General features: G+C 60.0%; 21 protein-coding genes and 1 pseudogene. 10 read left to right on the plus strand and 12 right to left on the minus strand.

The window, feature by feature from the left end; genetic code table 11:
- A partial coding sequence (locus tag WB402_RS12920; protein ID WP_424208503.1) for a hypothetical protein occupies positions 1–504 on the plus strand: 504 nt, incomplete at its 5' end.
- Between the two features lie 203 nt (positions 505–707).
- On the opposite strand, the gene WB402_RS12925 is transcribed toward WB402_RS12920, so the two are convergent.
- The 4 genes from WB402_RS12925 to WB402_RS12940 form a co-directional block, all read right to left on the minus strand.
- Positions 708–2,729: a sodium-translocating pyrophosphatase gene (locus tag WB402_RS12925; protein WP_424208504.1), complete on the minus strand. Its 2,022-nt coding sequence runs from the start codon at positions 2,727–2,729 to the stop codon at positions 708–710.
- Positions 2,730–2,850: 121 nt separating this feature from the next.
- Positions 2,851–3,063, minus strand: coding sequence for a hypothetical protein (locus tag WB402_RS12930; RefSeq protein ID WP_424208506.1), 213 nt, complete (start codon positions 3,061–3,063; stop codon positions 2,851–2,853).
- Between the two features lie 73 nt (positions 3,064–3,136).
- Entirely contained in the window at positions 3,137–4,405 is a 1,269-nt protein-coding gene (locus tag WB402_RS12935) for a 6-phosphofructokinase (RefSeq protein ID WP_424208508.1), read from the minus strand.
- Between the two features lie 5 nt (positions 4,406–4,410).
- Positions 4,411–4,848 (minus strand): hypothetical protein, encoded by a 438-nt coding sequence (locus tag WB402_RS12940; protein ID WP_424208510.1) that lies wholly within the window; start codon positions 4,846–4,848, stop codon positions 4,411–4,413.
- A gap of 212 nt (positions 4,849–5,060) precedes the next feature.
- Here WB402_RS12940 and WB402_RS12945 point away from each other — a divergent pair.
- The 4 genes and pseudogenes from WB402_RS12945 to WB402_RS12960 form a co-directional block, all read left to right on the plus strand.
- Positions 5,061–5,702: pseudogene (locus tag WB402_RS12945) on the plus strand (adenylate kinase); the annotation flags it as partial.
- 417 nt (positions 5,703–6,119) lie between these two features.
- Positions 6,120–7,133, plus strand: a complete 1,014-nt coding sequence (gene hemB, locus WB402_RS12950; protein ID WP_424208512.1) for a porphobilinogen synthase — start codon at positions 6,120–6,122, stop codon at positions 7,131–7,133.
- 36 nt (positions 7,134–7,169) lie between these two features.
- Complete coding sequence (locus WB402_RS12955; RefSeq protein ID WP_424208513.1) at positions 7,170–8,006, plus strand: 23S rRNA (adenine(2030)-N(6))-methyltransferase RlmJ; 837 nt, start codon at positions 7,170–7,172, stop codon at positions 8,004–8,006.
- A 213-nt stretch (positions 8,007–8,219) separates the two neighbouring features.
- Positions 8,220–8,534, plus strand: coding sequence for a PilZ domain-containing protein (locus WB402_RS12960; protein WP_424208515.1), 315 nt, complete (start codon positions 8,220–8,222; stop codon positions 8,532–8,534).
- Between the two features lie 220 nt (positions 8,535–8,754).
- Here WB402_RS12960 and WB402_RS12965 read toward each other — a convergent pair whose 3' ends face one another.
- A complete protein-coding gene (locus tag WB402_RS12965) occupies positions 8,755–8,961 on the minus strand; it encodes a hypothetical protein (RefSeq protein WP_424208517.1) in 207 nt (68 codons plus the stop codon).
- On the opposite strand from WB402_RS12965, the gene WB402_RS12970 reads away from it, so the two are divergent.
- Entirely contained in the window at positions 8,948–11,299 is a 2,352-nt protein-coding gene (locus tag WB402_RS12970) for an EAL domain-containing protein (RefSeq protein WP_424208519.1), read from the plus strand. The genes WB402_RS12965 and WB402_RS12970 overlap by 14 nt on opposite strands.
- On the opposite strand, the gene WB402_RS12975 is transcribed toward WB402_RS12970, so the two are convergent.
- The 5 genes from WB402_RS12975 to hslO form a co-directional block, all read right to left on the minus strand.
- Positions 11,296–12,036: an RsmE family RNA methyltransferase gene (locus tag WB402_RS12975; protein ID WP_424208520.1), complete on the minus strand. Its 741-nt coding sequence runs from the start codon at positions 12,034–12,036 to the stop codon at positions 11,296–11,298. The genes WB402_RS12970 and WB402_RS12975 overlap by 4 nt on opposite strands.
- 7 nt (positions 12,037–12,043) lie before the next feature.
- Complete coding sequence (locus WB402_RS12980) at positions 12,044–12,844, minus strand: class I SAM-dependent methyltransferase (protein WP_424208522.1); 801 nt, start codon at positions 12,842–12,844, stop codon at positions 12,044–12,046.
- A 192-nt stretch (positions 12,845–13,036) separates the two neighbouring features.
- The gene (locus tag WB402_RS12985; RefSeq protein WP_424208524.1) at positions 13,037–13,549 is read right to left on the minus strand and encodes a DUF1269 domain-containing protein; all 513 of its coding nucleotides are present in this window, start codon (positions 13,547–13,549) and stop codon (positions 13,037–13,039) included.
- 177 nt (positions 13,550–13,726) lie between these two features.
- Positions 13,727–15,547, minus strand: a complete 1,821-nt coding sequence (typA, locus tag WB402_RS12990) for a translational GTPase TypA (RefSeq protein ID WP_424208526.1) — start codon at positions 15,545–15,547, stop codon at positions 13,727–13,729.
- Between the two features lie 86 nt (positions 15,548–15,633).
- On the minus strand, positions 15,634–16,509 hold the full coding sequence (hslO, locus tag WB402_RS12995; protein WP_424208528.1) for an Hsp33 family molecular chaperone HslO: 876 nt from the start codon (positions 16,507–16,509) through the stop codon (positions 15,634–15,636).
- 126 nt (positions 16,510–16,635) lie between these two features.
- On the opposite strand from hslO, the gene WB402_RS13000 reads away from it, so the two are divergent.
- Complete coding sequence (locus WB402_RS13000; RefSeq protein WP_424208530.1) at positions 16,636–17,136, plus strand: SixA phosphatase family protein; 501 nt, start codon at positions 16,636–16,638, stop codon at positions 17,134–17,136.
- Positions 17,137–17,232: 96 nt separating this feature from the next.
- On the plus strand, positions 17,233–18,231 hold the full coding sequence (locus WB402_RS13005; RefSeq protein WP_424208532.1) for a CHAD domain-containing protein: 999 nt from the start codon (positions 17,233–17,235) through the stop codon (positions 18,229–18,231).
- A 1-nt stretch (position 18,232) separates the two neighbouring features.
- Here WB402_RS13005 and WB402_RS13010 read toward each other — a convergent pair whose 3' ends face one another.
- Positions 18,233–19,273: a glycosyltransferase family 4 protein gene (locus tag WB402_RS13010; RefSeq protein WP_424208534.1), complete on the minus strand. Its 1,041-nt coding sequence runs from the start codon at positions 19,271–19,273 to the stop codon at positions 18,233–18,235.
- Positions 19,270–20,244, minus strand: a complete 975-nt coding sequence (locus WB402_RS13015; protein WP_424208536.1) for a UDP-2,3-diacylglucosamine diphosphatase — start codon at positions 20,242–20,244, stop codon at positions 19,270–19,272. Before WB402_RS13015 ends, WB402_RS13010 begins: the two co-directional genes overlap by 4 nt.
- A gap of 195 nt (positions 20,245–20,439) precedes the next feature.
- On the opposite strand from WB402_RS13015, the gene WB402_RS13020 reads away from it, so the two are divergent.
- Positions 20,440–20,796 carry a diacylglycerol kinase gene (locus WB402_RS13020; protein ID WP_424208582.1) on the plus strand — a complete coding sequence of 119 codons (357 nt, stop codon included), beginning with the start codon at positions 20,440–20,442 and terminating at the stop codon, positions 20,794–20,796.
- 114 nt (positions 20,797–20,910) lie between these two features.
- Positions 20,911–22,452: an exopolyphosphatase gene (gene ppx, locus WB402_RS13025; protein WP_424208538.1), complete on the plus strand. Its 1,542-nt coding sequence runs from the start codon at positions 20,911–20,913 to the stop codon at positions 22,450–22,452.
- Positions 22,453–22,561 lie beyond the last annotated feature (109 nt).

Genomic DNA, 22,561 nt, shown 5'->3' on the forward strand with positions numbered 1-22,561 from the left:
TTGGATCGAGCAAGCGTGAAAGGAAAATATGTGCGAGGCGGTCTAGTCGGGCTTGGGTTGTTTGAAAAGGTTAGATATCGTACCTACCGTTTGACGACGGTAGGACTAATTGAAGCAAGCGAAGTAAGCGGGGTCGAGCAAGGAATGCGAGGTACGGCAGAGAGAGCCCTCGCCAACGCAGTAGCAGACATTCTTTCTCATCCTGTGTTTCTTGAGTGGCTGAAGAACCCAGAGATGCCGAAACATTTCCGTGATGCAGGACACTTCTGGGGAGTAGCTCCAGGTACGCCCCCTAGTGTTATTCGAGCACGCATCCGTGACGTCGATAACACGCTAGGGAAGGCTGGTTCATTGTTGAAAACTAGTGGCGCTAAAGAGATCGTTGCTAGGCATGGGAAGATATTGTTCGATCAACCAGACATTAATCGCGCTATGGAATTTCACGAAACTCTAAAGCAGCGTTTTACAGCAGAGTTGGCTACGCTGAATGTTGCCTTGAGTTAAGCATTCTGTTCCGAGCCTTTATCCATATGATGCAAGTGTTGCGCCTTAACAACGCAACATTCGTTTGCGTGGCAAGCCGAGGCTAGCAAAACAAAGGGCCGGTGGTTGCCGGCCCTTATTATCAGATTGTATTTACCCCTCATCCCCACCCCTTCTCCCGCAAGGGGAAAAGGGAGCGAGCCGAAGCGCGCAGAGCGAGCACTCTATAAGAGGGGCACGATCAGCAATGCCACGATGTTGATGATCTTGATCATGGGATTGATCGCCGGTCCCGCGGTGTCCTTGTAGGGATCGCCCACGGTGTCGCCGGTCACGGCGGCCTTGTGCGCGTCCGAACCTTTACCGCCGAATTTGCCGTTTTCGATGTACTTCTTGGCGTTGTCCCAGGCGCCGCCGCCGGTCGTCATGGAGATGGCGACAAAGATGCCCGTGACGATGGAACCGAGCAGCACGCCGCCCAGGGCCTCGCGTCCGAGGGTGAAGCCGATAACGATGGGTACCAGCACCGGCAATATCGACGGGATAATCATCTCCTTGATCGCGGCTTTGGTCAGCATGTCCACGGCCTTCGAATAGTCCGGTTTGGCCTTGCCTTCCATGATGCCCTTGATGGTCTTGAACTGGCGGCGCACCTCCACCACCACCGAGCCAGCCGCACGCCCCACGGCCTCCATGGCGAGGGCGCCGAAGAGGTAAGGGATCAGGCCACCGATGAACAGGCCGATGATCACGTTGGGGTTGGACAGGCTGAATTCGACCGCCTTGCCGGCGTGCTTGAGCGCGTCGGTGTAGTCCGCGAACAGTACCAGCGCCGCCAGGCCGGCCGAACCGATGGCGTAGCCCTTGGTCACGGCCTTGGTGGTGTTGCCCACGGCATCGAGCGGATCGGTGACGTCGCGCACCTTTTTCGGCAGACCCGCCATTTCAGCGATACCCCCGGCATTGTCGGTGACCGGGCCGTAGGCGTCGAGCGCCACGATGACGCCGGTCATCGACAGCATCGACGTTGCGGCGATGGCGATGCCGTAAAGTTGCGCGAGTTCATACGCGCCCCAGATGCTGGCGCACACCGCGAGGACCGGCAGCGCCGTGGCTTTCATGGACAAGCCCAGGCCCGCGATGACATTGGTGCCATGACCCGTGGTTGAGGCCTGCGCGATCTTCTGCACTGGACTGAACTCGGTGGCGGTGTAGTACTCGGTGATGACCACCATGGCGGTGGTGAGCGCGAGTCCGATAAGCGCCGCGCCGTAAATCTGCATGGTGCTGTACGAGCCGTTGCCGACCATCATTTTGTCTGTCACGAAATAGAAGGCGATGGCGGCCAGCACCCCGGAAACGATCACGGCCCGGTACAGGCCGTTCATGATTTTCTGATTCTTGCCTACCTTGACGAAGAAGGTGCCGATGATGGAGGCGATGATGGATACACCGCCGAGGACCAGGGGATACATCACGGCATTGCCGAAGTTGGGCAACACCAGACTTCCGAGCAGCATCGTCGCGATGATGGTTACCGCATAGGTCTCGAACAGATCGGCGGCCATGCCGGCGCAATCGCCGACGTTGTCACCGACGTTGTCCGCGATCACCGCCGGGTTGCGCGGATCGTCCTCGGGGATGCCAGCCTCGACCTTGCCCACCAGGTCCGCGCCCACGTCCGCGCCCTTGGTGAAGATGCCGCCGCCGAGACGCGCGAAGATCGAGATCAGCGAACCGCCGAAGGCCAGTCCCACCAGCGGCGCGATCAGGGTGGATTGAGCGGCGTCGGGAGAAAGATGCTGAAGAATCGCGTAGTAACCGGCCACCCCCATGAGTCCGAGCCCCACTACCAGCAAGCCGGTAATGGCCCCCGAACGGAACGCGACCTGCAGTGCCGCATTAAGTCCATCCTTCGCCGCCTCGGTGGTACGCACGTTGGCGCGCACCGAGATGTTCATGCCGATAAAGCCGGTCGCGGCGGAGAGAATCGCGCCAATGGCGAAGCCGATGGCGGTGAGTGCGCCGAGAAAGTAGTAGATGACGCCGAACAGGATTACGCCGACCACGCCTATCGTGGTGTACTGGCGATTGAGATAGGCCGAAGCGCCTTCCTGGATCGCGGCGGCGATTTCGCGCATGCGATCGTTGCCGGTGGGTTTGGCCAGGACCCACTTGATGGACACCACGCCGTAGAGAATGGCCGCGGCGGCGCAGGCAAGTGCAAAGATCAGACTGTCAGACATGTTTATTCTCCTGCAAGTTGGACGTTGCTGCGCCGCTTGGCGCGTTGTTTGAGAACGAGTACTGAAAGTAACTGAATCGAACGAATCGCAACATTGATAAAAATCAATCTCGACGGAACTTTCACTTTTTTATCGCCAGTCCGCCTTCGAAATGCATGCCCGCCTCGAAGCCGAACACCTTGTCGAGGTTCAATTCGCGGACCAACCGGTCCACCGCCGCCTGGCCGTGTTCGCGGCTGACTTCGGCAAGTATCAGCTTGGCCGAATTGGCGTTGTAGAACCCGCCGAAATCCGCCTGGACCTTGAGCAATTCCGTTGCCTTTTCCAGTGTCATAAGAACTTTTACCGCCAAGAGAAAACAAAATTTATATCTGGGTTTCCTGGGCGTTTTTGGTGGTTCAACAAAATTATAACTTGAACTCGCCGAGCTTCTTTTTCGTCGCCACGTTCTTGAGCCGCACGTACTGCGGCATGCCGTTTTTGTACGGCGGATAATCTTCGCCCTGGATGAGCGGCTCGAGATAGGTACGGCACTTGGCGGTGATGCCGAAACCGTCGTCGGTGATGAAATCCTTGGGCATCATTTTTTCCACGTTCGCAACCTTATTAAGAGGAGCAACGCCGACTTTCCACTTGTAAGGTTTGCTCGACACGCGCTCGACCGTCGGCATCACGGAGTTCTTGCCCTTGACGGCCAGCTCCACCGCGGCCTTTCCCATGGCATAGGCCTGGTCCACGTCGCTCTTCGAGGCGATGTGGCGCGCCGCGCGTTGCAGGTAATCGGCGACGCCCCAGTGATACTTGAGGCCGAGACCATCCTTGATGATGCCCGCCACCACCGGCGCGACGCCTCCGAGCTGCGCGTGACCGAAGGCGTCCTTGAGTCCCTGATCGGCGAGGAATTTGCCATCCGGGCTTTTCACGCCTTCGGACACGACGACGGTGCAGTAGCCGTATTTCTTGACGTTGGCGTCGACCTTGGCGAGGAATTTATCCTTATCAAAGGCGACCTCCGGGAACAGGATCACGATCGGAATCTCGGTGTCCGGGGTGGAAGCCAGGCCGCCGGCGGCGGCGATCCAGCCGGCATGCCGCCCCATGACCTCGAGGATGAAAACCTTGGTCGAGGTCTTGGCCATGGACGCCACGTCGAAGCTCGCCTCGCGCGTGCTGACGGCGATGTATTTGGCGACGGAGCCGAAGCCCGGGCAGTTGTCGGTGATCGGCAGATCGTTATCCACGGTCTTGGGCACGTGAATCGCCTGGATCGGATAGCCCAGAGTTTCGGAAAGCTGCGAGACTTTGAGGCAGGTGTCGGCCGAGTCGCCGCCGCCGTTGTAAAAAAAGTAACCGATGTCGTGCGCCTTGAACACCTCGATCAAACGCTGATACTCGGCCTTGTTCTGCTCCAGGCTCTTAAGCTTGAAGCGGCAGGAGCCGAAGGCACCTGAAGGTGTGTGGCGCAGCGCCTTGATGGCGGCGGCGGATTCCTTGCTGGTATCGATCAGGTCTTCGGTCAGTGCACCGATGATGCCGTTGCGGCCGGCGTAGACCTTGCCGATCTTTTTCGGATACTTGCGCGCGGTTTCCAGCACGCCGCAGGCAGATGCGTTGATCACGGCGGTCACGCCGCCCGACTGAGCGTAGAACGCATTTTTGGATTTACTTTTTGCCATACGTATTAGTCTCCCCAGAAGAGTGGTGAAGTGTCCGGTTTGTCCGGCGACCCGTCGGTCTTCGCCGGATTCTGATCGATGCTGATTTTCTGCTTGCGAATATGGTCGGCCTCGACTTGCAGTACGCTGACCACACAGTCGCCGATATTATCGTGGCTGTCGATGCCGGTTCCGAGCTGGTATTCCGGATGATAATAGAAATAGGCCCGGTAGCGTTCGGGGCCGAGTTTCACGATGGTAAAGTTGGCGCCCTTGGCGGACCAGAACAGGGTCGGGCACCAGGCCATGCCGTCGGCCTCGCCACCAAGCATCACCTCGGTGTCAGCGAGTTGCGGTTCGATCTCCTTGCCATAGCGCTCTTTCAGCGCGCTGCGCACCGTCCAAAGTTCGCTGTCTGTGAAGTCCGGAATATTCATCGGCTGGATTGTAGGTGGTTCACTCACGGGGTTTTTCACGCTAGGAGCGCACTGGTGAAACGAGCTTAACCAACTTTCCCTCCTTGGAATATTTGGAAAGATGAATCGGGCGATAGGCCCCATTTATAGGGGGCCATTGACGCCGGGGTGGGCAAAATTGTAGTTTACGCGCCCCAGTGATTAAACTGGGGAAAATCCGAAGAACACGCCACCCACCAGGAACTTTAAGCGAGAGAACCATGAGAATCGTGCTATTGGGAGCGCCGGGTTCCGGCAAGGGAACGCAAGCTAAGTTATTGGTTGAGAAGTATAAAATTCCGCAAATGTCTACCGGTGATCTGCTGCGGGCCGAAGTTGCGGCCGGTACTGATCTGGGCAAACGTGCCAAGGCGGCCATGGATTCCGGACAGCTTGTCACGGACGAGATCGTGCTGGGCATGATCCAGGCGCGTCTGGCCAAGCCCGACGCCAAGATCGGCTTCATTCTCGACGGTTTTCCGCGCAATATTCCGCAGGCCCAGTCGCTCGATGCGATGCTTGCTCGCCTCGGCCAGCCACTGCAGCTCGCACTGCTGGTGGATGTCGATACCGACGTGTTGTTGAAGCGTCTGACTGGCAGGCGCACCTGCGGCTCCTGCGGCGCGATCTACAATATCTACTTCTCGGCGCCGAAAACCGCCAACAAGTGCGACAAATGCGGCAGTGCGTTGACGCACCGCTCCGACGATAACGAGCAAACAGTTGCCAACCGGCTCAAGGTCTACCAGCAGCAAACGGCGCCACTGGTCAATTATTACAAGGCCCAGGGCAAGCTGCGCACCGTTCGCGGTGTAGGGACGATGAGCGCCATCTTCAAGAATGTCACGGATATCATCGAATCCCAGATCAGGCCGCTTGCGGATGTGATGGGCAAGATAGAGTCGGCAGCTGCCAGGCAGGCGGCTAAGGCCAAGGCCGCAGCGGTGGCCAAGACAGCCGCTGCCAAGGCTGCGGCTAAAGTGGCAAAAGCATCTCCCAAGGCCAAGGCGGTAGTTCCGGCGACGAAGCTCAAGCCCTTGGCAAAAAAAGCTATGCCGAAGAAAGCGGCAGTGAAAAAAGCCGCTCCCAAGCCTAAACCGAAGAAAGCACATAAACCGGTTTCCAAGGCCAAAAAGGTCAAGTAATTCCCGGTCAGGTAACTCATATGTGCCGGTACCGCTGGCCCATGTGCTTTGGTTTCTTAGTGACATCCGCCATTTCACCCGGCAGACGACTAGGCTAGCATTAGGCTAAACCTTCCAGCGGTAACAAGCGGCATCATGACAAGTGAAACAGGTAAATTTCCGCGCACCCGCATGCGGCGCATGCGACGCGATGATTTTTCACGCCGGCTCATGCGCGAGACGCGCCTCACCGCGGACGACCTCATCCAGCCGGTGTTTGTCATGGAAGGCAAGAATCGTTCGGAGCCGGTCCCAAGCATGCCGGGCATCAGCCGTGTCACGCCGGATCTGCTGCTCAAGCAGGCGGAAAAGCTCCTGAAACTGGGCGTACCGGCCATCGCGCTTTTTCCGGTGGTGCCAGCATCGAAGAAAGACAACAAGGCCAAGGAGGCGTACAACCCCAAGGGCCTCGTGCCGCACACGGTTGGCGCGCTCAAGAAAAAATTTCCTGAACTTGGCGTTATTACCGATATCGCCCTCGATCCATATACCTCACATGGCCAGGACGGGCTCATCGACGGCGCAGGGTATGTGTTGAACGACGCTACCGTGACGGTGCTGGTCAGGCAAGCGTTGTCGCACGCGGAGGCGGGCGCCGACGTGGTCGCGCCTTCGGACATGATGGACGGACGTATCGGTGCGATTCGCGACGCGATCGAGAAAGCCGGCCATGTTCATACCCGCATCCTCGCCTACGCGGCCAAGTATGCCTCGAATTTCTATGGCCCGTTTCGCGACGCCGTGGGTTCGGCCGCGAATCTCGGCCAGAGCAACAAGTACAGTTACCAGATGGATCCGGCTAATTCGAACGAAGCGCTGCGCGAAGTCGCGCTCGATATCGAGGAAGGCGCGGACATGGTGATGGTGAAGCCGGGGATGCCTTACCTCGATATCGTACGAAGCGTAAAGGACAGGTTTGGGGTGCCGACCTTCGTCTATCAGGTAAGCGGCGAATACGCCATGCTCATGGCCGCCGCGAAAAATGGCTGGCTTGATGAGCGTGACTGTGTGCTGGAATCCTTGCTCTGCATCAGGCGCGCCGGAGCCGATGCCATTCTGACTTATTTCGCCGAACGCGCGGCGGGGTGGCTGAAGGAAGGCGCCCGCTAACCGGCGCCCATCCGCGATTCGCGGTCTTCGCTCCAGATGAATTACCGCCACGCCTTCCACGCCGGCAATTTTGCCGACGTCTTCAAGCACATCGTGCTTACCCTTTTGCTCAAGTCCTTGCACCGGAAAGACACGCCGTTCTGTTACGTCGATACGCACGCCGGCGCGGGACGATATGATCTAACCAGCGAGGCGGCGCAGAAAACCGGTGAGTACCGTGACGGCATTTGGCGCTTGTGGGACATGAATCCGCTGCCTGAACTGGCGGATTATCTTGCTGCCGTGCGCGCGAGCAATGCTGATGGAACGCTGCATTATTACCCCGGGTCACCCGCGATCGCGCGATTTTTCATGCGGCCAATTGACCGCATGGTGCTTTTGGAGCTGCAAGCGGATGAGTGCGCGCTGCTGCAAGCCAGATTTGCCGGCGACCGGCAGGTCGTGGTGCAGCGTCAGGATGGATACGCCGGTCTAAAGGCGTATCTGCCTCCCAAGGAAAAACGTGGCTTGGTCCTGATCGATCCGCCGTACGAATCAGACAGGGAATACGAGCAGGTGGTGGAAGGTCTGAAAGTCGCGCATGATCGCTGGTCCTCTGGCATCTTCGCCTTGTGGTATCCCATCAAGGCCCGTCCTCCGATCGAACGATTCCATCGTGTACTGGCGGCCACTGGAATTCGCAAGATGCTGCTGGCGGAATTCGCTCCTTATCCCGAAGATTCCAGTTTCCGCCTTAACGGCTGCGGCATGGTCGTGGTCAATCCGCCTTGGAAATTGGAGGAGACGCTGCGACGGTTGTTGCCGGAACTCCTTGATGTGCTGCGGCAGCATCCGGCCGCCCGCACGGGCCTGTCCTGGCTGGTCCCGGAATAGGGGTGTTTTGATAACTAAGTGCCGCTGACAGGTGGTAAAAGTGTAACGGCAGCGACCTGTTACACATGATCGTCGACAGCCTTGGCATAACCGGGTATTTTATAGCTGTTATATACAGGTTTTTTAATAACAAAACCGCCACGGCCGCGCGCCAGTTGGAGGACTCCGGCGTCGAAAGGCCCGCCGGCTATGCAAGGGGAGTGTAATCAGACAATGAACGAAAGACGCGACAGCCAACGGGTACCGGTAGTGATCGATGCCGTACTGAACTACCAGGCGCAGGTGATGATATGCACGGTGCGCGACATCAGCCTGAACGGCGCCTTTATCGAAGGCATGCCTCAAGGACTGCCTTATTTCAATGCCCCCGTGGAATTGGGGCTGACCCTGACCGCCGGTGGCGAGACCAAGCAGCATCGTATCCCCGCCAAGATCCGTCGGATTGCCGACAACGGTGCCGGAGTGAGTTTCGGCGATGTCGGCATGGACGCCTATTTCAGCCTGGTCAATCTGGTTTATAACGCCTGACCCTTTCTGGTTCCCCCGACGACAATTCCGGACTATTCGGGAATCAACAGCCAGTCAGCGACAGCTGTCGGCGTGCGCCGTCGTTTTATCGGCTTTTTCCATCGCGCTGTGAGCCGTGTCCTAATTCGTCACACTCCGTAAATTATTCATTTCTTTCAAGGTTCTGCTTTCCGAGTTTTACCCGCAATAACCATATTGCTGGCATGTCTCTTGCAGCCTTCTAGCCACAAAGGGAAGGGGACAACAGCTTGTTTTGGCGCGACTTTCGCGAAATGACGCCGGCCAGCATCGCCGGATCCAGCGCGCCGTCTAACGTTGTCAGCGAATAACCAGAACAAGAGCCGGTCGCACGCCCGGATTTATTGATGATTCGGCACAATTCCAGATACCTCATCATTTCGGGGTTCGTTCTGATGTTGGCGCTCATGGTGGCATTGGCGGCCGTGGGCCTCACGCGCATGGCCGCGATCCATCATCACCTCGACGTAATCACCGGAAAATACAACGCCAAGACCGATATCATTTTCTCGATGCGCCACATTGTCCGCGAGCGCGCGCTAAGCACCTATGCCATGTTCATCATGGACGACCCGTTCCAGCGCGAGGAAGAGTACCAGCGGTTCACCAATATGGCGGGCGAGTTTATCCAGCTGCGTGACCATTTGATACAGCTCGGCCTTACCGAAAAAGAACGAATCGCCCTGGATGGAGTGCTGGAGCAGGTACGCGAGTACCAACCGCTGCATTCGAGGCTGGTTGACCGCATCACGCACGAACAGACTGATGGTATCCGGGAAGAGATTCTGAATCACGACTTGTTGCGCCAGAGGGAGATGCTGGACCGGCTGGACAAGATGGTTGACATGGAACGCAACGAGAGCCGGGCCGCGGCGGTACAGGCGTCGGATGAATACCGCTCCGCCTATCTGGTCATGATGTTTCTGACAGCAGTCGCCATTGCATTCGGTTTGCTGATTGCGGGCTATGTCGTCCGCCGCGCGCGCCTTATTGAAAGCGCGCTGGCGCAGGAAAAGGAACATGCCGAGATTACCCTGCATTCCGTGGGCGATGCCGTGATCGCCGCCGACGCGCAAGGCAAGGTGAGCTACCTCAACCCCGCGGCCGAGCAGATGACGGGTTGGCGCAGCGAAGAGGCGCGCGGCCAGCCGTTGAGAAAGATTTATCACATCATCAACGAAACCACGCGCAAGCCGCTGGAACATCCGGCGATGCTCGGTGTTCTCGACAGCCCTATCGTCGGCCTGGACAAGCATACTCTGCTGGTCAGCCGTTCCGGCATAGAGTTGGCCATCGAGGACACGGCCGCGCCGATTCGCAACAGCGCCGGTGAGGACGTTGGCGCGATTCTCGTGTTCCGCGACGTCACCGAACAGCGCAGTATGCAGAACCAGCTCAGCTGGCAGGCGAGCCATGATCCGCTAACCGGGCTTGTCAACAGGCGCGAACTCGAGTTGTTGCTTGAACGACTGCTCGCGAGCGCCAAGGAACAGAACAAACGCCACGCATTGCTCTACCTCGATCTCGACCAGTTCAAGGTGATCAATGACACCTGCGGCCACATCGCGGGAGACGAACTCCTGCGACAGGTCGCCGGGCTCATGCACCCCCTGATCCGCGACAGCGATACGCTGGCGCGGCTTGGCGGCGATGAATTCGGTATCCTGCTTGAAGGCTGCTCCCTACGGCAGGCTGAACAGATTGCCCACAAGTTGCTTCAGTCGCTGGAGGAATTCCGCTTTGCCTGGCAGGGTAAGACCTTCCGCGTGGGAGTCTCCATCGGTCTTGTTGGAATTCATGCGCGCAGCGGTACGCTCTCCACGGTGCTGAGCGCTGCCGACGGCGCCTGTTACATGGCCAAGGAGAAAGGCCGCAATCGTATCTGGCTGCACCAGGACGATGATCGCGAGATTGCGATCCGGCACGGAGAAATGGAGTGGGTATCCCGCATCATGCAGGCGTTCGATGAAAACCGCTTCGTGCTTTATTTCCAGCGTGTGATACCGCTGGTCGTTTCTTCCGGGACCCCGCCGTATCGCGAAGTGCTGGTGCGCATGATCGACGAGAAGGGGGAACTGGTGCCGCCCATGGCGTTTATCCCTGCCGCCGAACGCTATGGTGTCATGAGCACGGTCGACCGCTGGGTGGTGAAAACCACCTTTGCATGGCTGGCGGATCATCCGCAGGAAGAAGGTCTCGCGGTCAATCTCTCCAGCCAGTCTCTCAGCGATGACGGGTTTCTGGACTTCGTGATGGGCCAATTCCATGCCGTGCGTCTGTCGCCGCGCCGGATCTGTTTCGAGATTACGGAAACCGCGGCCATCGCCAACTGGAAACGCGCCACCCAGTTCATCGCCGCACTGCGGTCGCTCGGCTGCTGCTTCGCCCTGGATGATTTTGGCAGCGGCATGTCGTCGTTCGGGTATCTCAAAAACCTGCCGGTGGATTTCATCAAGATCGACGGTGCATTTGTGCGCGACATGATCGAAGACGAGGTGGACCATGCCATGGTCGAGGCGGTCAATCGCATCGGCCATGTGATGGGCATCCGCACCACGGCGGAGTACGTGGAGAATGACCGAATACTCGCCAAACTGCGGGAGATGGGTGTGGATTATGCGCAGGGATTCGGCATCCATGTGCCCGAACCGCTCGATATCCAGGAGCCGCGCACCGCCGCGAAGCCGCTATCCGAGGATCATGAGCTTCTTGGTCCGGTGATCTCGGCTTTTCGCCGCCCTGCCTAGAGTGCGCGCGATCCGGCGGCCAGAGAAAAGGCCGCCACCAGCGCCACCGCCGCCGTTTCAATCCGCAGTATCGCCGAACCCAGCGCAATTTGTTTGGCGCCGGCACCGGTTGTCCGTGCAACCTCCTCTTCCGTAAAACCGCCCTCGGGTCCGACCAGTATGGTCACGTCAGCCGAGGCATTTTGCTCGACGGCGCGTGAAACCGCGACTGCCGTCGCTGAAGGATGGGCGATCCAAACGCTGTTTGCCCGGCCCGCTTCCCGTGCCACCATTTCCTGAGGTGTGGCCGAAGCTTGCAAGATCGGCAAATAGGACCGTCGGCTTTGCTTGCAGGCTTCCAGGCAAATTCGCCACCATCGCTCGGCGCTGTTGGCGCCGGGCCGCACCACGCTGCGTTCACAAGCCAGCGGTGTGAACTCGGTCATGCCGAGCTGGGTGGCCATGTCGAGCAATGTGCCCTGTCGATCCCCCTTGGGCAGGGCGCAAACAAGATGAATCGCCGGTTTCGGAGGCGGTTCAACGCGTCGCTCTTCGATGCGCAGGTCGAGCGCGCGTCCGCGCGCTGTTATATGCAGGAGAGTGGCGCGAACGAGACCCCCACGTCCGTCAAAGAGCCAGAGTGTCTCGCCAACCTGAAGCCGGCGTGAGGCCGTGGCATGACGTGCCTCGTCGCCCGCGAGCGTCAGAGTGGCGCCGGGATCGGCAAGATGTTCGGCATAAAACAGCGGCTCGGACATGCGCGGGTCAGTGACGGGTAAGATAAACGTCGTAACGGACCAGTTTGCCCGCGAGACTCATGCTCGGTTTGGGTGCAAGTGGCGGGGCGTCGTCCGGACGTTTCACCACCACTCGGTCCAACGCCACGCGGCGGCTGATCTCAAGCAACTCCTTTGCATCGGGATCATCGCCCACCAGGTCGCGCAGCAGGCGCATCTCTTTTTTTACCGCCGCGGATTTTTTGCGCTTGGGCGGAAACATGGGGTCGAGATAGATCACCTCGGGCGGCGTTATCGAAGGCAGCAACACGCGTCCATCCCCTTCGATCAACCGCAATCGCTTGTCCAGCGTGATGCCGGAACGCGCGGTCAGGCGCCGCAGACCGTCCCGCGCCAGCGCCATGATCACCGGCGAGCGCTCGATGGCGGTGGTGCGATATCCCATGAGCGCGAACAACAACGCATCCTGGCAATAACCGGCCGTGGCATCCACCACCGATTGCGCCTTCTTGCCGAGCGCGCGCGCCAGCGGCTGGCGGCGCGAAAGATTGGGACTGTAGGGGCGTAGATCGAGATGCGAAAAGTCCACGCACACCGGCCCCATCTGCGGGTCGTGGTTGTGATGCGCGCCATCCCTGGCGCGCCGCCCTTCGGGCCGCGCTGAAGCGCGCCCAATTCCGCTCCTGGCGGAATTGTCGCGGAGCTCCAGACGTTCGGGCGTCACGACCAGCAGCAAATCGAAATCTGCCTCCGCTGTCGTTACAAATGGCAGCTTCAGCTCGCGCGCCAGTTCCTCGGCGCTGGCCCTTGCGTTGTCGTCGCCTGTCATGCTGACCGCAATGCTTGCGGGAAGACGGGAAATGCCGGGGACAGGCAATGGGCGTCGGGATGAGAATGACGACATAGTGCGCCAAGCATAATCCATTCCCCCGTCCGCGCGCACGCGATGCAGAGTTCCGTCGCTCTGAAACAAAACGCCCCGCGAGCGGGGCGTTTTGTTTCAGGCGCTAATGTCCGGATTTCAGGGAAACGCCGGTATGGTCGGATCGCGTCCGCGCGGAGCGGCGTCTGGATGCTGTTCCCTCAGCATGCCGGTGATTTCCTCGATCTGGTGCTTATGAATATCCACCATCAAGAGAATTTTTCCGCTCTCGATTTCCTTGGAAAATTTCTCAAGACGAGTGTTGGGCACATCCGAGGCGATCATGCCCGAGGCCCAGACGCCGACGATGGCGCCAATCAGGCTCATCGCCAGAATCACGCCGAGACCCATAACCAGTCCCGAAGGCGGGAACATCATGGCAACCACGCCGGCGAGCGCGCCGGTGGCGCCGCCGACCACCAGGCCGACTCCCAATCCGTGGATTTCATCGCTTTTTTGCAGCATGGTGGCTTCAGGGAGGTCGCTCAGTTCAACGCCTTCCTTGGCCAGGAAAAAGATATGACGATCTTCGATGCGGGCCAGCAGTAGTTTCTTGAACACCTGCCTGGCGCTTTTGACATCCGGCAGCAGGAAATAAAGCCGTCTTCTCATAACCACCTCCTTCCGATAACGGGTTGGGTGTCAGATAGAGGCCTCTTTACCTATGGAGGCGTTGAACAAAGCATAGCCCAAGCGAGTTGATCAGCCTAACAGAGACACTACTTTCCGTGCAGGAATTCCTGGACGCGGTATGGCAAGGCCACGCGCCGTATCGATAAAAATCAAAAATCAGCCGGCGGCGGCGCGATCGGCACGCTTGCGGTCGGTTTCCTTGAGGAAGCGCTTGCGCAGGCGCAGGTGGTTGGGGGTTATCTCGACCAGCTCGTCGTCATCGATGAATTCGATGGCACGTTCGAGCGTGAGCTCGATCGGGGGCACGAGGATGACGTTCTCATCCGAGCCCGAGGCGCGCATATTGGTGAGCTGCTTGCCCTTCATCGCGTTCACCACCAGATCGTTGTCGCGCGTGTGAATGCCGATGATCATGCCCTCGTACATGTCCTCGCCCGGGCCGATGAACATGCGCCCGCGTTCCTGCAGATTGAACAGCGCGTAGGCGACGCTCATGCCGGCACCGTTCGAGATCAGCACGCCGTTAATGCGTCCGCCGACCACGCCTTTCTTCTCCGGGCCGTAGTGATCGAACACGTGGTAGATCAGGCCGCTGCCGGCGGTGGCGGTGAGGAAGTCAGTCTGAAAGCCGATGAGCCCGCGCGCCGGAATCATGTATTCGAGGCGCACGCGTCCCTTGCCGTCCGGCTCCATGTTGAGCAGGTCGCCCTTGCGCTGGCCGAGCTGTTCCATGACCGCGCCCTGATGCTGGGTTTCGATGTCCACGGTCAGCTGCTCGTACGGTTCGTGGGTCTCGCCGCTCACTTGCTTGGTGATGACTTGCGGGCGCGACACGCCGAGTTCATAACCCTCGCGCCGCATGTTCTCGATGAGGATGCCCAGGTGCAGCTCGCCGCGTCCGGAGACGCGGAATTTGTCGGGGCTGCCGGTATCTTCCACGCGAAGCGCGACGTTATGGATCAGCTCGCGTTCGAGCCGCTCGCGAATTTGGCGGCTGGTGACATATTTGCCGTCCTGTCCCGCGAACGGGGAATTGTTGACCTCGAAGGTCATGGTCACCGTCGGCTCATCCACGGACAGCGGCGGCAGCGCCTCGACCTTGCTCGGATCGCACAGGGTGTCGGAAATGCGCGGGCCTTCGATGCCGGTGATGGCGATGATGTCGCCAGCCTCGGCCTCGGGCACTTCGGTGCGTTCCAGTCCCATGAAGCCGAGTACTTGCAGGACCTTGCCGTTGCGGGTCTTGCCGTCGTGGTCGATGATCACGACCGGTTGATTGGTTTTCACCTTGCCGCGGGTGATGCGGCCGATGGCGATGGCGCCGACGTAGCTCGAATAGGCGATGCTCGAGACCTGCATTTGGAACGGGCCTTCGGGGTCGACCTTGGGTGGCGCGACATGCTTGATGATGGTCTCGAACAGCGGCGTCATGTCGCCCTCGCGCACGTCCGGCGTGAGTCCGGCGTAACCGTTCAGCGCCGAGGTGTACACCACCGGGAAGTCGAGCTGCTCTTCAGTCGCGCCGAGCTTGTCGAAAAGGTCGAAGGTCTGGTCCAGCACCCAGTTCGGACGCGCACCGGGGCGATCGATCTTGTTGATGACGACGATGGGTTTCAGGCCCTGCGCGAATGCCTTGCGCGTGACGAAGCGCGTTTGCGGCATCGGTCCGTCCACGGCGTCCACCAGCAGCAATACGGAATCCACCATCGACAGCACGCGCTCGACTTCGCCGCCGAAGTCGGCGTGGCCCGGCGTGTCGACGATGTTGATGCGGTAATCGTTCCAGCGGATCGCGGTGTTCTTGGCCAGGATGGTGATGCCGCGTTCCTTCTCCAGGTCGTTAGAATCCATGATGCGCGTACCCATTTGCTGGTGCGCGGCGAAAGTACCCGACTGTTGCAGGAGTTTGTCGACGAGCGTGGTTTTGCCGTGGTCGACGTGGGCGATGATGGCGATGTTGCGCAGTTTCTGAATCATTGAATTTACCGTTTACTGTGGGGGGTGACGGCCAAAAGGCCGCGCATTATACACGGTTATCGGGAAAAAAGCCCACCGGCGGCAGGCTAGTGGCGCGTCGGCGTGGCCGGGACGCTGTGGAGCGCGGTAAACAGCTGTTCCGCGTCAATGCGGTCAAATTCGTAGCGGCTACCGCAGAATTCGCAATCCACGCTGACTGCCCCTTGCTCGTCAAGAATCGAGTGGATTTCGTCACGTCCAAGCATGCGCAACACCGCCTCGACCCGCTCACGCGAACAGGAACAGCGAAAGCTGACCGGCATGCGTGAGAACAGGCGTATGTCCTCTTCGTGATACAGGCGATGGACGATCTCGCGTACCGGCAACGCCAGCAGTTCCTCCCGCGTAATGGTCGAGCCGAGATGCACGGCACGCACCCAGGCGTCGTCGTCGGACGGTTCGGCGTCCGGCAGGCGTTGCAGCAGCATGCCCGCCGCCTGTTGCGGATCGGAGGCGAGCCATAGGCGCGTGGCGAGCTGTTCGGAGCGGGCGAAATAGTTTTCAAACGCCTCGGCCACTGTCAGCCCCTCCAGGGCGACAATCGCCTGGTAACGTTCCTTGCCTTTCAGCGGATCGATCGTGACCGCGAGGCGACCGTCACCCACCAGCGCGGCGAGCGGCGCATCCGGGATCTCTCCTTGCCACTGCGCGATGGCGCGCATGGTCCGGTCGCTGGTGCATTCGACCACCAGCAGGCTGACCGGCCCCTTGCCTTGTATCTGCATGATGAGCCGGCCGTCGAATTTCAGCGTGGAGGTGAGCAGCGCCGCGGCCGCCATCAGCTCGCCCAGCACCTCGCGCACGCGTGGCGGATATTGGCGCCGTTCGAGCACCGCCTGCCAGGTTGCGTCGAGGTGCACGATCTCGCCCCGGATGGGCTCGTTTTCAAACATAAACCGTTGCAGGCTGTCGTGGTATTGCATGGCTCTCCTAATATACATGGATGCGTCCTTACAGTTTGTCAGAACCGATCGTGGTTTCCGGCCGGTTCTCGATATATTTTAAGTGTAACAAAACTGACATGCGATTTTCGTTATACTGTAATAATCATGTATATCCTGCTTGTCCGTCACGCCAAAGCCGAGGCACGTTCTTTGCTGGGCCTGGGAGCGAAAAGGGACGTGCGGCGTCTGCTGACTGACGCCGGACGTAAGCGCATGCGACGGGCTGCCAAGGCGCTGCACAGGCTTGTCCCGGCGATCGATGTGATCGCCTCGAGCCCGCTGATCCGTGCCCGTGAAACCGCAGAGATCCTCGCCGGACGATATGACAATATGGCCGTCGTCGACCTGATGCCGCTTTCGCCGGGGGGTTCCGAACAGGAACTGCTCGACTGGCTGCGGGAACAGCACCAGGATGCCTCCGTCGTCCTGGTGGGGCATGAGCCCGATCTCGGTTTCCTGGCGAGTTGGCTGCTCACTGGCAAGAAATCGACATTCACACCATTGCGCAAGGGTGCGGCCTGTTTGATCCGGTTCGACGAAGCACCGGCAGCCGGCGGCGGCGTGCTGGAATGGATGCTGATTCCCAAACTACTCGACAAACTCTGATCAGACCGATGCGTGTTGCGTCACGGGCCTTGCCGATGACTTGTACTGGTGCTGGCGGCTTGGAAAAGAGCACGGCTGATCCCGCTCGCTGTTTGTATGGCCACAAAGCCTGATGCATCAACCAAGCCGGGCTCGGCACGCCCTCGCGGCTGGCAAAGCGAGCCCGCGGGCGACGTTGCGGTACATTTGGCGCATCGATATCTCAACGCCGCTGGCGAAGCTGCCGAGCGTGTGGCGAGCGATCCCGACCCCGAAGCCCTGCACGATTTCCGAGTCGCGTTGCGACGCCTGCGCAGTGTTCTGCGGGCCTATCGATCCTGTCTCAGGAAATTGCCGAAAAAAAGGCGCCGCCAGCTCAAGCGCGTGGTGCGCGCCACGAACGCAGGCCGTGACTCCGAAGTGTTCCTCGCCTGGCTCGACATCCAGTCATCGTTGCCGGCGACGGAGGACGCCGCCCACGAGTGGTTGCGGAAACGGCTCGAAGCAATGCGTGACGCCGCCTACGCGCAGCTGCGGACGCAGGTGCTGACCGATTTCACCGCCCTGGTACAGCACCTGCGCCAGGCACTCGCGGTCAGTCGGAACAAGTCATCCAATGGCGGAGTCATGGCCGATCATATACGCGTCCAGACCGCCAAAGTCGCCGCCGATCTTGCCCGGGTACATTCGGCAGCCGATGCCGAAGCTATCCATGACGCGCGTATTCAGGCCAAGCGTCTGCGCTATCTTATCGAGCCTTCGAGTCCGCGCCTTCCGGGAGCGCGTGCTGGGGTGAAGCGACTCAAAAAGTTTCAGGACGAGGCCGGCGCACTGTGTGACGGTTTCGTGCGCCGGCGCCTGTTCGTGCAGTTGGCCGAAGCGGCGGGGGCGCAGCAGGCGCGTGAGGCGATCGAGACCGCTCATGGGGAACGATCGAAACCCCCGAATGAGCTTGATGTCATTCCCGGTTTGCGCCGGTTGGCGCAACACAGCGAGCGGCAAGTGCACCAACTGTTTCAACGCTTTCAGCGCCGTTATCTCGAAACGCGTACCCAAAATCTGATCGAGCCGTTCTTGCGGCTGGAGCGCCGGCTCGCCGGCCCCCACGCGGACTGATTCAGCCCGCCGGACGACTGGCGGCGAGTGCCGCCGGGTTGTCGCGGCGTGCGGTCTCCAGATGACCGAGGAACTGACGCGTGCAAGCCTCCCAGGTATATTTCATGGCCGTCTCACGACAGCGCTCGGGATTGAGTTTGAGTGCCTCAAGCGCGGCTTCGCGCAGATTGTCGCTGAGGCAGCCGGTGACGCCGTGTTCGATCACGTCCAACGGCCCTTGAACCGGATACGCTGCCACCGGAATGCCGCAGGACAGGGCCTCGATCATCACCATCCCGAAAGTATCGGTGCGGCTCGGAAATACGAATACGTCCGCGGCCGCGATATGTTTGGCGAGTTCCTCGTCGGACTTGTAGCCGGTAAAGCGCACGGCGGTGTATTTGCGCTGAAGCGTCTCCAGGTCCGGACCGCTCCCGACGACATATTTGGTTCCCGGGAGATCGAGTTTGAGGAAGGCCTCGATGTTCTTCTCGATGGCCACGCGCCCCATGTACAGAAAAATCGGCCGATTGGCATCGAGGTAAGACTTGGTGCGCGGGCGAAACAGCTCGGTATTCACGCCGCGCGACCAGTAACCCAGATTACGGAAGCCCCACCTCGTCAGATGCTGATGCAGGGTTGGCGTGGCCACCATGAGCGTGCTGGCCGGTCCGTGAAACCAGCGCATCAGACGGTAGCTGAGCGCCAGTGGGATTCGCGTACGCAGCCAGAGGTACTCCGGGAACTGCGTGTGAAACGCGGTGGTGAATGGGAATCGGTTTTCGAGGCACCAGGCGCGCGCCGCCAGGCCGAGGGGCCCCTCGGTGGCGATGTGCACCGCGTCCGGGTTGAGCGTCTCAAGCATCGCGCGGACCCGCCGCCCCGGAAAAAGCGCAAGGCGTATTTCGGGGTAGGTCGGCAGCGGAACGGTGCGGAAATCCTGCGGTGAAATGACGTGCGTCATATGACCCAGTGTCCCAAGTTGCTCGTTGGTGCGGACGATGGTGTTGACGACGCCGTTGACCTGCGGGCGCCAGGCGTCGGTGATGGTGACGATATTCATGCTGCCTCCTCAATCACAGGGGCTTCCGCCCGCGCTCTGCCTTCCTCGAGCAACCACCGGCACTCGTCGGCCCAGTGCAGCACCGCGAGCGAACCGTCGTGACGCTCGACCAGCGCGGTACAGGACTCGACCCAGTCGCCGTCATTGACATACAGGATGTCCCCGACGTACTCGAGCGCCGCCTTGTGAATGTGGCCGCAGACGATCCCGTCGACACGATGCCGCCGCGCCTCGCGCGCCAGCGCCTGTTCGAAATGGCTGATGAAGTTGACGGCGTTCTTCACTTTGTGCTTGAGGTAAGCGGCGAGTGACCAGTAGGTCAGGCCCAGACGGCGCCGGACGAAGTTAACCCAGCGATTGGCATAGAGCAGGAAGTCGTACATTCCGCTGCCGAGAACTGCGAGCCACTTGCTGTGCTTGACGATGCTGTCAAACTCGTCGCCATGAATCACGAGAAATCGGCGTCCGTCGGCGGTCTCGTGAATGACCTGCTGCACGACTTGCACGCCGCCAAATACCGAACCGGCGTAATCGCGGAACAGCTCGTCGTGATTACCGGGCACGTAGATCACTTCCGTGCCGCGCGCCGCCATTTCCATGATTTTCTGGAGCGCCTGGCTGTGGCTCGCCGGCCAGTACCAGCCGCTCTTGAGGTTCCAGAAATCGATCATATCGCCGACGAGATACAGGCGTTCGCAACGGGCGTGCTCCAGGAAGTCGAGCAGAAATTCGGCTTTGCACGCGCGCGTGCCGAAATGTACGTCGGAGATCCAAACCGTGCGGAACCGAAGCGGGTCACGGCGGTTCAGGGGAGTACCGGAATGGAGGATCGGCGGACGTCGGTTATCGGCGCGTGACGACGGTGACGAGGGCCGAACGCGACGCCGCGATCCGACCGACCGACGCAAACGGCCTTCGGTTTTCTTGGCGGGCGACGTTGCCGTGCTCGATTGGACGGAGGTGACTGACATATCGTTTTTCATTCCTGTTTGCCGCACGAACTATGCATGCAGGACGTTAAGGTTTTTTGACGAAAACCGGACGAAAATGTCACGTGGTTGTCATATCCGGGTGTTTCAATTCAATGACAATAAATTCATGCATAACAAACCGAATAATCACGAGCTTCTGCACGCGTGGGTCTGGGCAAGAAATTGCTGTTGAGCATGACCGATGCGGGTCGTATCGCGCGCGCCGCAGGGTACTCCGTGGCCGGGTTGCGCGCGGCGCTGCGTCGCGAATCGGCTTTCCGTCAGGAGGTGATGTTGTTTGTCGTGTTCGCGCCGCTGGGAGCGTGGTTTGGCCGGGACGGCGTGGAGCGTGCGTTGCTGATCGGGAGCCTGATGATCGTGCTGATCGTCGAGTTGCTCAATTCTGCGCTCGAGGCCGCCGTCGACCGCATCAGCAAAAAGGATCACAAGCTCTCAGGTCGGGCCAAAGATATGGGTTCAGCCGCCGTGTATATTTCTCTGGCGCTGGTGATTCTGACCTGGGCGTTCGTGCTGACGGATCGTTACATCTGAAATGATGGCATCTTTTTACCTGCAGAAGCGTTGCGACTGCTACAATGAAATCATGAAAGCCATCGCTCTTCTTTTCATGCTTCCCATTCGTTACTACTTGTCCGCGGGAGTTCCATGCCGCTAGCGCGCGCACTGCGCCTTGTGCCCTCGGTCGCCACGGCGGTTCGCCGCACGGCAGGGACGCAGACCGTGGCCGCGGTGGATCTCGGTTCCAACAGTTTTCACATGATCGTGGCGCGCGTGGTGCACGGCCAGCTCCACGTCATGGATCGTCTTCAGGAAACGGTGCGTCTCGGTGCTGGGCTGGACGAGCGCGGTCATCTATCCAAGGACGCCCAGCGGCGTGCACTCGATTGTCTGGAACGTTTCGGCGAGCGTTTGCGCGACATGCGCGCCGGCACGATGCGTGCGGTCGGGACCAACACCCTGCGGCGCGCGCGCAATGCCCAGAAATTCCTCCGTCGCGCGCGGCTGGCGCTCGGCCATCCGATCGAGGTGATTTCGGGACGTGAAGAAGCCCGATTGATATATCAAGGCGTGGCGCGGGAACTCGCTGACGAGGGCACGCGCCTGGTACTGGACGTCGGCGGTGGCAGCACTGAGCTAATTCTGGGTGAACGCTCCGAGCCCAAATCGATGGAAAGTCTTTATATGGGTTGCGTGAGCCTCAGCCGGCAATATTTCCCAAATGGCAAGATCACCGAAAAGGCCATGCGTCGTGCCGAGACGGCGGCGCGGTTGGAACTGGCTCCTGTCGAGGCCCAGTTTCAACAAGGCTGGCAACGCGTCTACGGTTCTTCCGGGACCATCCGTGCCGTCGGCGCTGTCGCGCAAGCGTGCGGCTGGACGAAGGACGACGATATTACCCCCGAGGTCATCGGGCGGTTACGCGAAACGCTGATCAGCGCCGGCCATGTCGACGCTCTCGATCTGCCGGGGCTCAGTGCCGACCGGGCGCCGGTGCTGCCCGGCGGCGTCGCGATTCTGCTTGCCGCATTCGAGGCGCTCGGCATCGAACACTTGCACATCGCCAGTGCCGCCCTGCGTGAAGGGCTGCTCTATGACTTATTGGGACGTCTGCGTCATGAAGATGCGCGCGAACAAACCCTGCGTGCTCTCACGGCCCGTTTTCACGTGGACAAGCCGCAGGCCGAGCGCGTAGAGCGCACGGCACGCGCCTGCTTCGAACAGGTGGCGGAACACTGGAAACTCGTTCCGGAGGACGTCGAGGCATTGTCCCTGGCGGCGCGTCTGCACGAAATCGGTCTTGCCGTGGCGCATAGCGGCTATCACAAGCACGGCGCCTATCTGGCGCGCTATTCCGATCTGCCCGGGTTTTCGAGCACCGAGCAGCATTTGCTGGCGCTGCTGATTCGCGCGCACCGGCGCAAGTTTCCCGCGGAAGAGTTCGCAACATTGCCGAAGGGTCAGGCGAAAAAAGCCCGTCGGCTGGGGATACTGTTGCGTCTCGCGGTGCTGCTGCACCGGCGGCGTAGCGACGCTTTGCTGCCAGCGTTCCGACTTACCGCCAAGAAACGCACGATCGATGTCCGTTTTCCGCGCGGGTGGCTCACCAAGAACCCGCTCACACGCGCCGACCTCGCACTCGAAACCGGTTATCTCAAGACGGCGCGGACGCGGCTGCGTTTCGAGTGACCCGGTTTCAGGGATTTTCGGCCAGCTCGCACAGCAGATTGGCCTGGGCGGAAGCCGATTCCTGGCCGTCGGGCAAGAGGCACCGGTAACTGCCGTTGCTTTGCAACTC

It is taken from the genome of Sulfuricaulis sp. (assembly GCF_049587675.1).
GTDB lineage: Bacteria > Pseudomonadota > Gammaproteobacteria > Acidiferrobacterales > Sulfurifustaceae > Sulfuricaulis.